General features: G+C 70.6%; 12 protein-coding genes. 5 read left to right on the forward strand and 7 right to left on the reverse strand.

The window, feature by feature from the left end:
* Positions 1 to 185 precede the first annotated feature (185 nt).
* From ACFYUV_RS11530 to ACFYUV_RS11540, 3 genes are read left to right on the forward strand one after another with little or no spacing between them, the layout of a single operon-like run.
* Positions 186 to 1196 (forward strand): ABC transporter substrate-binding protein, encoded by a 1011-nt coding sequence (locus ACFYUV_RS11530; protein ID WP_387667759.1) that lies wholly within the window; start codon positions 186 to 188, stop codon positions 1194 to 1196.
* The gene (locus ACFYUV_RS11535) at positions 1193 to 2011 is read left to right on the forward strand and encodes an ABC transporter permease (protein ID WP_387667762.1); all 819 of its coding nucleotides are present in this window, start codon (positions 1193 to 1195) and stop codon (positions 2009 to 2011) included. Before ACFYUV_RS11530 ends, ACFYUV_RS11535 begins: the two co-directional genes overlap by 4 nt.
* The gene (locus ACFYUV_RS11540; protein ID WP_387667764.1) at positions 2008 to 2838 is read left to right on the forward strand and encodes an ABC transporter permease; all 831 of its coding nucleotides are present in this window, start codon (positions 2008 to 2010) and stop codon (positions 2836 to 2838) included. The genes ACFYUV_RS11535 and ACFYUV_RS11540 overlap by 4 nt, the downstream gene beginning before the upstream one ends.
* Here the strand turns inward: ACFYUV_RS11540 and ACFYUV_RS11545 are convergent.
* Positions 2825 to 3259: a pyridoxamine 5'-phosphate oxidase family protein gene (locus tag ACFYUV_RS11545; protein WP_364324477.1), complete on the reverse strand. Its 435-nt coding sequence runs from the start codon at positions 3257 to 3259 to the stop codon at positions 2825 to 2827. The two genes, ACFYUV_RS11540 and ACFYUV_RS11545, sit on opposite strands and share 14 nt — an antisense overlap.
* Before the next feature lie 82 nt (positions 3260 to 3341).
* Between ACFYUV_RS11545 and ACFYUV_RS11550 the strand changes: the two genes are divergently transcribed.
* On the forward strand, positions 3342 to 4634 hold the full coding sequence (locus tag ACFYUV_RS11550; RefSeq protein WP_387667766.1) for a flavin-dependent oxidoreductase: 1293 nt from the start codon (positions 3342 to 3344) through the stop codon (positions 4632 to 4634).
* Positions 4635 to 4739: 105 nt separating this feature from the next.
* Positions 4740 to 5513 carry an ABC transporter ATP-binding protein gene (locus ACFYUV_RS11555; RefSeq protein ID WP_358283706.1) on the forward strand — a complete coding sequence of 258 codons (774 nt, stop codon included), beginning with the start codon at positions 4740 to 4742 and terminating at the stop codon, positions 5511 to 5513.
* Positions 5514 to 5561: 48 nt separating this feature from the next.
* On the opposite strand, the gene ACFYUV_RS11560 is transcribed toward ACFYUV_RS11555, so the two are convergent.
* The 6 genes from ACFYUV_RS11560 to ACFYUV_RS11585 all read right to left on the reverse strand — a co-directional run bounded on the left by ACFYUV_RS11560 (position 5562) and on the right by ACFYUV_RS11585 (position 13190).
* Positions 5562 to 6113 carry an ATP/GTP-binding protein gene (locus ACFYUV_RS11560; protein ID WP_352350489.1) on the reverse strand — a complete coding sequence of 184 codons (552 nt, stop codon included), beginning with the start codon at positions 6111 to 6113 and terminating at the stop codon, positions 5562 to 5564.
* Between the two features lie 7 nt (positions 6114 to 6120).
* Positions 6121 to 6525 (reverse strand): DUF742 domain-containing protein, encoded by a 405-nt coding sequence (locus ACFYUV_RS11565; RefSeq protein WP_055507219.1) that lies wholly within the window; start codon positions 6523 to 6525, stop codon positions 6121 to 6123.
* Between the two features lie 19 nt (positions 6526 to 6544).
* Entirely contained in the window at positions 6545 to 6958 is a 414-nt protein-coding gene (locus ACFYUV_RS11570; RefSeq protein WP_201760494.1) for a roadblock/LC7 domain-containing protein, read from the reverse strand.
* Between the two features lie 5 nt (positions 6959 to 6963).
* Complete coding sequence (locus tag ACFYUV_RS11575; protein ID WP_387667769.1) at positions 6964 to 10251, reverse strand: nitrate- and nitrite sensing domain-containing protein; 3288 nt, start codon at positions 10249 to 10251, stop codon at positions 6964 to 6966.
* Positions 10252 to 10502: 251 nt separating this feature from the next.
* Complete coding sequence (locus ACFYUV_RS11580; RefSeq protein WP_387667772.1) at positions 10503 to 11900, reverse strand: aminobutyraldehyde dehydrogenase; 1398 nt, start codon at positions 11898 to 11900, stop codon at positions 10503 to 10505.
* Positions 11901 to 11918: 18 nt separating this feature from the next.
* Positions 11919 to 13190 (reverse strand): glycosyltransferase, encoded by a 1272-nt coding sequence (locus tag ACFYUV_RS11585; RefSeq protein WP_387667774.1) that lies wholly within the window; start codon positions 13188 to 13190, stop codon positions 11919 to 11921.
* Positions 13191 to 13218 lie beyond the last annotated feature (28 nt).

The raw sequence follows: 13218 nt of genomic DNA on the forward strand, positions 1-13218 counted from the left end.
ACATCTCACGCCTCTATTTACGATAGAGCGGCAAACGGACATTGCAACCACAAGAGTCATTTTCTTGATAATGACTGCCAATGTGGTGCTACGGTCGATTCCTGCTTGTTCGTCAGGCACTCAGCCCCGGGGGCAGTTCAGCCACCCGGTCCCCCCGGCTCCACGTCTTGAAGGGAGTCCCTGACATGAGGCTTGGCCGCTCCGCCAAGGCCGCCATCATCGGGTTCGCTGTGACTTTAGGCGCCGTAGCGTGCAGCACCGGCGGCTCAACCACCGCCAGCGCACCACCCTCCGCCTCCGCGAACGGCGGCGGCGGCGCCTTGGAGAAGACGAAGCTCAAGATCGCCACCCTGCCCGCCATCGACAGTGCCGCCATCTACGTCGCCATCGACCAGAAGCTCTTCGAGCAGGAGGGTCTCGACGTCACCCCGCAGGTCGTCCAGGCCGCCCCCGAGGCGATCCCCATGCTGGTCAACGGTGAGATCGACGCCATGTTCGGCAACTACGTGTCGATGTTCCAGGCGCACGACAAGGGGGCGATCAAGATCCACGTGCTCGCCGAGGGCTCGCGGGCCGCCCCCGACTCGCTCAGCATCATGGCGCTGCCCAACTCCCCCATCAAGACGCCGAAGGACCTCGCGGGCAAGACGATCAACGTCAACGTCCTGCACAACTTCCAGGAGCTCGCGCTCACCCAGGTGCTCAAGGCCAACAACATCGACCCCGGCACGATCAAGTACGTCCCCGTGACGTTCCAGAACATCATGGCCTCGTGGAAGAGCGGCCAGATCGACGCCGCCTACCTGGGCGAGCCTCTGGTCACCGCGGCGACCTCGTCGATGGGCGCGCGCAAGATCCTCGACCCGGCCTCCGGGCCGGCGGCGGAGTTCCCGATCTCGGGATACATCAGCACCCAGGACTGGTACGACAAGAACCCGAGGACGGCGGCGGCCTTCCAGCGGGCCATCCACAACGCGGCCAAGCTGATGGAGAACAACCGTGAGGTGGTGGCCAAGGTGCTGCCGAACTTCACGCAGATCGACGCGTCCACGGCGGCGACGGTCACCTTCCCCTACTTCTCCAGCTCCGACAACCCGGTGCGGCTGCAGCGGGTGGCCGACTGGATGTGGGAGGCCAAGTGGCTGGGCAAGGAGATCGACGTCAAGACGTTGATGTCCCCGACGACGTCGGGGTGAGCAGCACCGCGACGGGCGTCGTCCGCCGTCCGGCCGGCGCCGCCACGCGGTGGTCGCGCCGGGCGGCGGGGGCGGCCGGCTTCGCCGTCCTCGTCGAGCTGCTGAGCCGGTCGGGGCTGGTGGACGCCGAGGTGCTGCCGCCGGCCACGCGGATCGTCGGGCGTGGCCTGGCGCTGCTCGCCGATCCGGCCTTCCTGACCCACGCCCGCACCAGCCTGCTGGCCTGGGCCTTCGGGCTCGGCCTCGCGGTGCTGGTGGCGGTGCCGCTCGGCCTGCTGCTCGGCAGCGTGCCGGTGATCGACGCCGCCACCCGCTCGGTGGTGGAGTTCCTGCGGCCGATCCCGTCGGTGGCGCTGATCCCGCTGGTCGCCCTCGTGATCGGCACCGGCCTGCAGCTCCGCGTCACGCTCGTGCTCTACGCCGCCATGTGGCCCATCCTCTACAACACCATGTACGGCCTGCGCGGCGTCGACCCCGTCGCCAAGGAGACCCTGCGCTCCTACGGCTTCGGCCCGCTGTCGGTGCTGCTGCGCGTCAGCCTGCCGTCGGCCGCGCCGTTCATCACCACGGGCGTGCGGCTGGCGGCGTCCGTGGCGCTCATCCTGACCGTCAGCACCGAGATCGTGGCCGGGCGCGGGGAGGGCATCGGCGTGTTCATCTTCTTCGCCGGGATCGCGGTCCCGGCCCGGATGACCGACATCCTGGCCGGGGTGTTCTGGGTGGGACTGTTCGGCGTGCTGGTCAACGCGATGCTGGTGGCGGCCGAGCAGCGCGCCTTCCGCTGGCACCACGCCCGGCTGACGGAGGGGTCGTGACCGGGGCCCGGCGCGGGCCGTCGGCCCGCGACCGCACGCGCGGCACGGCGTTCCGGGTGGCCGTGCTGGCCGTGCTGGTCCTGGCCTGGGAGGCGGGCACGCGGCTGGCGGGCAGCTCGTTCTTCCCGCCGCCGACGACGATCGTGGCCCGGATGCACCAGATGTGGTTCTCCGGCCCGCCCGGCAGCCTGTTCCTGACCGGCGCGGCGGTGGACGACGTCCTGCCGAGCCTGGGCCGGATGGCCGCCGGGTTCGCGGGCGGGGCGGTGGCCGGGGTGCTGCTCGGGCTGGCGTTCGGGCTGTCGGCGCGGGTCTACGACTATCTCGACGGCGTGCTGCAGTTCCTGCGCGCGATCCCGCCGCCCGCGCTGGTCACCGTGTTCCTGGTGGTGTTCGGCTTCGGGCTGCGCATGCAGCTGGCGTTCATCATGTTCAGCGTCGTGTGGCCGGTGCTGCTCAACACCGCCGACGGCGCGCGGGCGGTCGATCCGCTGCACCTGGACACCGGGCGAGTGTTCCGGCTGTCGGGGACCGAGCGCCTGCTGCGGGTCGTCCTGCCGTCGGCGCTGCCGAAGATGTTCGCCGGGCTGCGGCTGTCGTTGTCGTTGTCGCTGATCGTCATGGTCTTCGCCGAGCTGCTGCCGGGGGCCTCCAACGGCATCGGGTTCCAGCTCACCACCGCGTACTCGACGTTCGACCTGCCCGCGATGTGGGCCGGGATCGTGCTGCTCGGCGTGCTGGGCTACCTGCTCAACGAGCTGTTCCTGGTGGCCGAGCGGCGGGTGCTGGCCTGGCACCTCGGCGCGCAGCGGCTCACGGAGCAGTGAACGTGCCGGCGGCGACCGGGCGGCTGCGCGGCGGCTCGTAGGCGCCCGAGTCGATGCCCCACGACGCGACGGCCAGCGGCATGATCTCCACCCATACGGGCTCGTACCCGGGTTTCAGCCGCTCGCCGCCCTTGGCGTGGACCCGCCCGACCCCCTGGACGAGGACGCCGCGCGGCCCGTCCTCGGTGAAGTCGTCCACGACGAGCGACACCTCGGGGTTGTCCCTGACGTCCCTGCGGTACCGCCGGGGACGCACGCCGCCGGGCAGCAGGCGGGAGCCGACCGCGATCATGCCGCGGTCCGGCTGGAGATGGATCCGCACGGGCACGACGTGCGGCGTTCCCCCGGCTCCCGCCGTGGCGAGCCGCGCCAGGTCGTGCTCAAGCAGGTAGGCGAACTCCCCGTCACTGAATCCGCGCATCACACACCTCACACCCAGATAGGAACGAGGTTAATGGGATAACTCTGGTCTTCGGCCTGCAAAGGGCGAGAAACTTATCGTCATGTTCCCCGTCAGGGACACGTGGGACCGGATCGAGACCACTGGGGGCGACGTGAGGACGATGGTCGTGGGCGCCGGGATCGGCGGGCTCACCACCGCGCTCAGCCTGGCGGCGGCCGGGCTGGAGTGCGTGGTCGTGGAGGCGGCCGCCACGCTGAGGCCGCTCGGCGTCGGGATCAACCTGCAACCGCACGCCGTACGGGAGCTGACCGAGCTGGGGCTGGCCGGCGAGCTGGCCGCGCTGGGCGTGGAGACGACCTTCATGACCTTCGCCGACCGGCACGGCAACGTGATCCTGGCGCTGCCGCGCGGGCGCTCGGCCGGCTACCGCTGGCCGCAGTACAGCATCCACCGGGGCGAGCTGCAGATGGCGCTGCTGGCCGCGGTCGAGGAACGGGGCGTCCCGGTGCGGTCGGGCGTCCGCCTGGAGGGCTTCGAGCAGGACGGCGAGCAGGTTCTCGTCCGGCTCTGGCAGGGCGGCGAGCTCGTGGAGGAACGCGTGGACGTGCTCGTCGGCGCGGACGGCGTGCAGTCCACGGTGCGGGCGCTGCTGCACCCGTCGGACGACCCGCTGCTGTGGTCCGGCATCAGGATGTGGCGCGGGGTGGCCGAGGCCGACCGCGTCCTGGACGGCGCCACCGTGCTGGTGGGCGGCTCCAACCGGGCCGGGAAGTTCGTCACCTATCACATCTCGGCCCGCAACCCCCGGCTGGTCAACTGGGTGGCCGAGGTCAAGGTGGCCGAGCCCGGCGTCGCCGCGGAGGCCGACTGGTCGCGCGCGGGCCGGCTGGAGGAGGTGGCCGCGCACTTCGCCGACTGGCGGTACCGGCCGGCCGACGTCCAGGGGCTGCTCGCGGCCTCCCCGCGCATCCTGGAGTACCCGATGGTGGACCGGGACCCGCTGCCCGTCTGGGGAGAGGGCCGGGTGACGCTGCTGGGCGACGCCGCGCACCCGATGTACCCGATCGGCTCGAACGGCGGCTCGCAGGCGGTGCTCGACGCGCGGGTGCTGGCCCGGTGCCTGGCGACGTCCGGGGACCCGGTCACGGCGCTCAAGGCGTACGAGGAGGAACGGCGTCCGCCCACGTCGGCGCTGGTGATGGCGCATCGGGCGCTGCCCATCGAGGATACGATCGGCCTGGTGACCGAGCGCGCGCCCGACGGGTTCGCCGACATCGCCGACGTGCTGACGGAGGCCGAGCTGGCCGCCATGGCCGGGGCGCAGCGGCGCATCTCCGACGCCGACGTCCGGGCGCTGAACGAGCGGGAGTCGTGGAGCGTACGCATCCCATGACAGCCGCGAAGACTCAAGGGTAAGATCCGACACCGTAGAGCCATACCGACATTTCCGGCTTCCCGAGTCGGTCCTCCGCTCGCGGCCTCGCCCCCTAGGACATCCATGCTCGAGATAGAGAACCTCTCCCACGTGTACGGCGGCGGTGGCCCCAACGCTCACCACGCCATCGAAGGGCTCAACCTGAGCGTCGCCGCGGGCGAGCTGCTGTGCATCGTCGGGCCGTCGGGAGCCGGGAAGTCGACCCTGCTGCGCTCCATCGCCGGGCTGATCAGGCCGACCGGCGGCGAGGTCAGGGTCGAGGGCGAGCTGGTGCGGCAGACCCCCGACAACCTGGCGGTGGTCTTCCAGGACTACAGCCGCTCGCTGTTCCCGTGGATGTCGGTGGCCGACAACGTGGCCCTGCCGCTGCGCCGCCGGGGCATGGACAAGCAGCAGCGCCGCGAGGCCGCCCAGGAGGCGCTGGAGTCGGTCGGGCTCCAGGGCGCCGAGAAGAAGTACCCGTTCCAGCTCTCCGGCGGCATGCAGCAGCGGGTGGCGATCGCGCGGGCGCTGGCCTACCGGCCCTCGCTCATGCTCATGGACGAGCCGTTCGGCTCGGTCGACGCCCAGACCCGCGAAGACCTGGAAGACCTCGTGCTGAAGGTGCGCGGCCACCACCAGATGACGATCGTGCTCATCACCCACGACATCGACGAGAGCGTCTACGTAGGCGACCGCGTCGTGGTGTTGTCGAAGGCCCCCGCGCACGTGGTCGGCGACCTCAAGGTCGACCTGCCCGAGCCGCGCGACCAGATCACCACCCGCGAGCACCCCGACTTCGTGCACCTCCGCGCCGAGGTCGGCCGCCTGGTGCGCGGCCACGCCACCACCGTCTGACGCGCGGGCGGGCGCCCGGCCTCAGCCGGGCGCCCGGGGCGCGTCGGGCTATACCGGCGTGTGGGAGTGGCGGGTGAGCGCGTGCTCCACCAGCGTGATCAGGGTGGATTTCACCGCGTCGCGCTGGCGGGCGTCGAGGCGGACGATCGGGATGTGCCCGCCGACGGACAGCGCCTCGCGGATCTCGTCCTCCGCGTGGGCGAACTGGCCGTCCCAGCCGTTGATGCCGATGACGAAGGGCAGCTTGGCCTCTTCGAAGTAGTCGATGGCGGGGAAGCTGTCCGCCAGACGGCGCGTGTCCACCAGGACGACGGCGCCGATCGCGCCGCGCACGAGGTCGTCCCACATGAACCAGAACCGGTGCTGTCCGGGGGTGCCGAACAGGTAGAGGATCAGGTCGCGATCCAGCGACACACGTCCGAAGTCCATCGCCACGGTCGTGGTCGTCTTGTTCGGCGTGAGCGAGACGTCGTCGACGTGGGCCGAGGCGTCCGTCATGACCGCTTCCGTGGTGAGCGGCAGGATCTCCGAGACCGCTCCCACGAACGTCGTCTTCCCCACGCCGAAGCCCCCGGCCACGACGATCTTCGTCGAGGTCAGACCGGGGCTAGAGCCTGCGAAGTCCACTGAGCACCCTTTCGAGCAAGTTGAGGTCCGGCTTTCCCGCGTCCAGCGCAGGCTGGTGCACGCGGATCAGGCCCTCCGACGCCATGTCGGCGATCAGCACCCGGACCACACCAAGGGGCTGGCGTAAAAGGGCGGAGATCTCGGCAACCGACCGGACGTTCCGGGTCAGCTGAATGATCGCCTGATACTCCGGACTCAGTAGGGAAATGTCTTGGTATTCCGACGTCACGGAGGACACCAAAGCCTCCATGGCGAACTTCATCCGCGGCGCGGTGCGCCCCCCGGTCACGGCATAGGGCCGTACCAGGGAACTCGGCTTCTGCGGACGAGGGGCCGCCGGATGCGGCGGAGTGCTATCACCAGCCCAACCCTGACCTGACACCATGATCTCCTGTCACCGCCCGCTAGCGGGGGCGGGCCGCTTGCAGCTCAGCGCGTACGGCCGGGGTGAGCACCTGACCGGCGCGCTCGACCAGCAGCGTCATCTGGTACGCCACGAGGCCCATGTCACAGTCGGGAGCCGCGAGGACGGCCAGACAGGACCCGTCGCTGATGGACATGATCATCAACAGCCCGCGCTGCATCTCGATGACGGTCTGGGTGACCATGCCGCCCTCGAAGACCCGCGCGGCGCCCTGCGTCAAACTGATCACGCCCGAGGCGACCGCGGCGAGCTGGTCGGCCCGGTCCTTGGGGAAACCCTCCGAGAAGGCCAGCGGCAGGCCGTCGGACGACACCACGACGGTGTGCGCGACGCCCGGCACGTTGTTCACGAAGTCGGTGATCAGCCAGCTGATGCCACGCGCTCCCTGGCTCATCTCTCTCATTTGTCCTCCTCATTCTCTTCTCCGCGGGTGAACGCGCGGCCTTGCCGCACTCCCTGCTGGAAGCTGGAGAGCCTGCTGCGCAACCGCTCGGGCGAGATCTGCGGCGGCGGTGACGTGGGCTGCGGCTCGGCGAGACTGGCCGTACCGGGCACGAGGTTGGCCTTGGGCACCCGGCGCGGCAGCCCCGAGGACGTCGTGCCGGCCTGGGCGGGCTGCGCGGCGGCCTGCGCCGCCTGGAAACCGGAGTCGGCGGGCGAGGACCACGACGCGCCGGCGCCCGACTGGCCGGGCCTGCGCTGCGGCAGCCCGGACCGGCCCACCGCCGGGGCGTCGGGCGGCGCGGCCGCCGGAGGGTCGGCGGGCACGGCCGGATGCACGGCGGTGATCTCGTGCTCGGGCTCCTGCTCCTGCTGACGCAGCTGCTCGGGGTCGGGCCTGCGGAACCAGTCCGAGCCGACGGACGAGAAGATCGGCAGGAACTCCTCGCTCTGCTCCTCCAGGGGCGAGGTGCGCACCACGGGGAGCGGGCCGGTCAGGTCCTGGGAGGAGTAGTCGCCCTGGCCGAACGGGCCGTAGGCGCCCGGACGGCTCTGCTCGTACTGGTCGGCGGGCTTGGGCTCCTCCGCGCCGAACCCCGGCAGGTCGCCGAACGCCGCCCGGTAGGGCTCCTCGCCGAACGCCGAGGGGCGCGGCGGGTCGACCGACTCGAACAGGGACCGCCGCGGCGGCTCCTCGTTGAAGGCCGACTGGCCGAGCGAGGTGTCGCCGAAGGACGGCGAGCCGAAGGAGGACCAGCGGGGCTCCTCCGTCCCGCTCTGCGGCGGCTCGGTGGCGAAGGACGGCCAGCGGGGCTCGTCGTCCTGCAACGGCGGCGGCTGCTCGGCGAAGGACGGCCAGCGCTGCTCGCCCCACGGGGACTGCGCCTGCGGCTGCGGCTCGGGCTTGGCCGCGGGCGGCTCGTCGGCGAAGATCGGCTTCGGCTCGTCGCCGAAGAAGGGCTTGGGCTCGTCGCCGAAGGACGGCTTCGGCTCATCGCTGAAGAACGGCTTCGGCTCGTCGGCGAAGAACGGCTTGGGCTCGTCACCGAAGGACGGCTTGGGCTCCTCGGCGAACGACGGCCAGCGCGGCTCGTCCCGGCCCGGCTCCTCGCCGAAGGATCCCCAGCGGGTCTCCTCCTGGGCCGACTCGTCGGCGAAGGACGGCCAGTTGCCGGTGCCCGGAGCGGGCAGCGAGCCCGGCCACTGCGTGTCCAGCACCCGGTCGGCCGCGTCGGGCGCGGAGACGGGGGCGCCGTTCTGGCTCGCCTCGGCGGGCGCGGCGGCGACGCCGAACTGGCTCGGGTCGAACGTGGTGAACGCCTCGTACTGGCTGCCGGGCTGCTGCGGCATGCCGGCGCCGCCGCTGATGAGCATGTCGGGCATCATCACCAGCGCGCTCAGGCCGCCGGTCTCCCGCATGCTGAGCTGGACGCGGATGCCGTGGCGCAGCGCCAGGCGGCCGACCACGAACAGGCCCATGCGGCGGGAGACGCCGACGTCCACGACGGGCGGGTTGGCCAGGCGCCAGTTGGCCTCGGCGAGCTCCTCGGGGCTCATGCCGATGCCCAGGTCGTTGATGGAGATCATGACGCCGCCGTCGGCGGCCACGCTGGAGACCTCGACCTTGCTCTCGCGCGGCGAGAAGGAGATCGCGTTCTCGATCAGCTCGGCGAGCAGGTGGACGGCGTCGGTGACGGCCGGGCCGACGATCAGCGTGCCGGACGGGATCTTGATCTGGACCCGCTCGTAGTTCTCGACCTCCGACAGCGAGGCGCGGGCGATGTCGACCAGCGGCACCGGCTCGCTCCACTTGCGCGCGGCCTCCTGGCCGGCGAGGACCAGAAGGTTCTCGCTGTTGCGGCGCATGCGGGTGGCCAGGTGGTCGAGGCGGAAGAGGTTGGCGAGCCGCTGCTCGTCCTCCTCGCCCTGCTCCAGGCCCTCGATGAGCTGCAGCTGCCGTTCGACCAGCGTCTGGCTGCGGCGGGAGAGGTTGACGAACATGGCGTTGACGTTGGCGCGCAGCTTGGCCTCGTCGCCGGCCAGCCGGAGCGCTTCGCGGTGGACCTCGTCGAAGGCCCGCGCCACTTCACCGATCTCGTCGCGGGTGTTGACGCCGACCGAGGGCACTTCGGGCATCTGCGCGCCGTCGCCGGACTCGCGCAGGATGCGGACGGTCTCGGGCAGCCGGGTGGTGGCCACCTGGAGCGCCTCGGCGCGCAGCCGGCGCAGCGGGCGGACCAGCGAACCGGCCACCCGGGTGGTGATGATCAGGACCAGCAGCAGCAGGACGAGGATGGTCGCACCGCTGATGATGGCGTTGCGCTGCTCGGTGTCGCTCAGCTCGCGGGCCCTGGTCACGATCTTGGTGGCCAGGGAGTCCTCGACCTTGCGCATGGTGTTGCCGGCCAGCGTGGTGCTGTCGTACCAGCGGCTCAGGTCGCGGGCGGAGGTGACGTCGAGGTCGCGGATCCGGTTGTACTCGCGGACCTGGGCCAGGGCGCGCTGCCGCATGGCGTCGGCGCGGTCGATGTCCGGCCCGCGCATGCTCTTCTGGTACGCGCGCAGGTCCGCCGGGTCGGCCTCCCGCTCGAAGGCGGTCAGCTCGGCCTGCTGGCGGCTCCACGAGCCGAGGAACTCCGACAGGTCGTCGTAGTCCAGCTCACGCTCGATGAGCGCGATCATGAGAATGGCCTGCTGCCTGGAGACTTCTTCCTTGACCCGCTGCAGCGAGCCGAGGGCGGCCACGTCACCCTGGAGGTCGTCGTCGTTCACGCCGTCGCCCAGGTCGCCCTGGATCGCGGAGAAGACGCCGATCATGGTGGTGTACGTGGTGATCGCGGCTCGCGGGGGCGTGCCCTCGGCCACCATCGACGTGCGGAGGCTGTCGAGGCCGGTGAGCCACCGGCGCATGTTCTCCACACCGTCGCGGATACGGGCCGAGTGCGCGGCGTCGATGGCGTTGGCCGAGGCCAGCACCTTCTTCTTGGCCGCGTCGACGGCCGCGCGCTGGGTCTTGAGCTGGACGAACCGCCCCGCCTTCGACTGGTCGGTCACGTACCACGCGGTGAGCGTGCGCTCCTTGGCCAGCTCGTGGTTGAGCCCGCCGATGCGCTGCACCAGCTCGGCGACCTGGGTCAGCCGGCGGTACTCGGAGCTCGTCCCGATGGCGTTGGCGAGCTGCACGCCCGCGAGGAGCACGCCCACGATGGTGGGGATGAGGATCAGCGCGATCAACCTCGAGCGCACACGCCAGTTCCCCAGCCGGAACCTTCCGCCTGTGTACTCCCCTGACCTCGTGTGCCTGGGGTTTTCCGTCCTCACTGACTCTCGCTACCTCTCGCCGGTACGTGCTCGAAAGAAATCAGACACGCGTGTGGCGCATGGGATTCTGTCCGGCTGGGTAATTGGAACACAGTCCGTACCAGACGGCCAACCGTACATTTCCCACTAAATGCACCCAAAGCGACACTTTGGGCGTCATATCGCCGTACACGTTTTCAGGCGGGCCGGAACGAATCCCGCTCCACGGGCGCCGCGTGCTTGACCATGAGGTGACGCGTCACCGAATACTCCTGCACCGCCTCCTGGCTCATGTCCTTGCCGAACCCGCTGCCCTTCACGCCGCCGTGCGGCGCCTCGCTGGCGATCGGCAGATGATCGTTCACCCAGGTCACGCCCACGTCGAGCCGATGGGACACGCGCATCGCCCGCGCGACGTCGCGCGACCACACCGACGAGGCCAGCCCGTAGGGGGTGTCGTTGGCCAGCCGGACGGCCTCGTCCTCGCCGTCGAACGGCAGCGCCACAAGGACCGGTCCGAAAAGTTCACCTTGGACGATCTCGCTGTCCTGTGCGACATCGGTCACAAGCGTCGGCGGGTAGAAGAACCCGGGCCCCTCGACGGGCGCGCCGCCGTGCACGACCCGTCCGCCCGAGCGCGCGACGAAGCCGTGCACGCGCTCGCGGTGGGCGGCCGAGATCAGCGGGCCGATGTCCGTCGCCGGGTCCCAGGGGTCGCCCACGGTGATCTCGGCGAGGGTCGCCCGGATGGCCTCGACGGCGTCGTCGTAGATCTCGCGGGCGACGTAGACGCGGGTGGCCGCGGTGCAGTCCTGGCCGGTGTTGTACGTGGCGCCCATGGCCACGCCGCGGGCCATCTCGGCCAGGTCGGCGTCCCGGAAGACCAGGGCGGGCGCCTTGCCGCCGAGTTCGAGGTGCACCCGCTTGAGCGTGGCCGCCGCGCCGGTCATGACCGCCCGGCCGGTGCCGGTCGAGCCGGTGACGCTGACCATGTCCACGCCCGGGTCGGTGACCAGCGCCTGGCCGACCTCGGCGTCGCCGGTGACCGCCTGGACGAGCCCTTCGGGCGCGCCCGCCTTGGCGAACAGCTCGGCCAGGCGCAGCGTCGTGCGCGGCGTCTGCGGCGCCGGCTTGATGACCACGGCGTTCCCGGCTGCCACGGCCGGGCCGACCTTCCACACCGCCATGACGAACGGGAAGTTCCACGGCGCGATCGACCCCACCACCCCGACCGGACGGCGCAGCAGCACCGAGGTGTAACCGGCGCTGAACACCCCGGCCCCCGACCCTTCGAGCGAGCGGGCGGCGCCGGCGAAGAAGCGCAGGTTGTCGACGGCGAAGGGCAGCTCGCCGTCCCTGAAGACGGCCGCCGGCTTGCCGGTCTCCTCCACCTCCAGCCGGGTCAGCTCCTCGGCGTCGGCCTCCACCAGGTCGGCCAGGCGCAGCAGCAGCCGCTGGCGCTCGGCGGGGGTGGTCTGCGCCCACTCCTCGAACGCGCCCCGGGCGGTCCGGACGGCCGCCGCCACGTCGGCCACCGGGGTGTCCGGGATCTCGGCGCACGGGAGGCCGGTGGCGGGGTTGATCAGTTCACGCATGGAAGGTCCTCGAAATCCCTACTGGCCGAGCTGTTCGATCAGGTCGGCGGCCTTGCGCAGGCCGTCGCGGCGGCGGATCTCCTCGCCGGCGGCGGCGAGCCTCGCGCGCATCTCGGTGTCGCCGAGCAGGCGCTCCACCGCGCCGGTCAGCTCCTCGTCGGTGAAGGTGTAGGTGGAAAGCCGGACACCGTAGCCCAGCTCGTCCACCCGCTGGGCGTTGTCGTACTGGTCCCAGAACAGCGGCAGCACGATCATCGGCTTGCCGAAGTGCGCCGCCTCGGTGGTGGTGTTGTTGCCGCCGTGCGTGATGACCAGGTCGCACAGGGGGATGATCTTCGTCTGCGGCAGGAACTCGGCGCCGTACATGTTGTCGGCGAGCTTGATCTCCTCGTGCAGCGGGCCCTTGGAGACGATGTACTGGTGCCGCGTGCCGGCCAGGATGTCGATCACGCGCTGCATCAGCTCGACGTCGGAGGAGCCGAGCGAGCCGAGCGAGAAGTAGATCAGCGAGCCGTCGTTGCGCTGGAAGGGCAGCGTGAAGTCCTCGTCGGTCTCGCGCACCGAGGAGTCGAGCCGGTGCCAGCTCGGGCCGAGCGGGCGGGCGTCGGTGTAGTCGAGGATCTCGGGGAAGACGTAGAGGTTCAGGTCGCCCTCGTGGATGAAGTCCAGGTCGGGCAGCGGGGCGGTGCCCTGCTCGACGCACCACTCGTTGAAGGCGGTCCAGATCTCGCGGTGGGTGCGGTCGTACTCGGCGCGGAAGGCGTCCCAGCCGGAGCGGTCGTCCGCGGGGAGGCCGGAGAAGACCGGCGCGACGTTCTCGCCGCGCACCTCCAGCGGGTTGCAGGAGACGATCCGGACGAACTTCTTGCCCGCCGTGAGCAGCGCCGGGAACGTGATCACGTTGTCCTCGACGATCACGTCCGGGTTCACCCGCTCGATGATGGCCTTGAGCTGCGGCTCGCAGTACTTGGCGCCGTCGATGAGGGAGTCCCAGATGGGCTTGATGACGGTGTCGAGCTGCTCCAGCGTGCTCTTGCGGTACTCCGGCGCGGTCTCGCGGATGAAGTCCTTCCAGAACTGGCCGGCGTCCTGCTCCTCGGCGTTCTCGGGCGGCGGGGCCAGGTCGACGAGGTCCTCCTCGAAGCCGAGCGCTTCGAGCTTGCCCTTCCAGGACGACTCCGCGGCGAAGACGACGCGGTGCCCGCGACGGCGGAGAATGTCGCCGACGCCGATGCAGTTGTTCGTGGGGCCGTACGCGCTCTCTGGCATGAACAGGATGGTGAGGGACATCGTGAACTCCGGGGGAACTCGTCAAATT

Origin of the sequence: Nonomuraea sp. NPDC003560 (assembly GCF_042878785.1) — a bacterium.
GTDB lineage: Bacteria > Actinomycetota > Actinomycetes > Streptosporangiales > Streptosporangiaceae > Nonomuraea.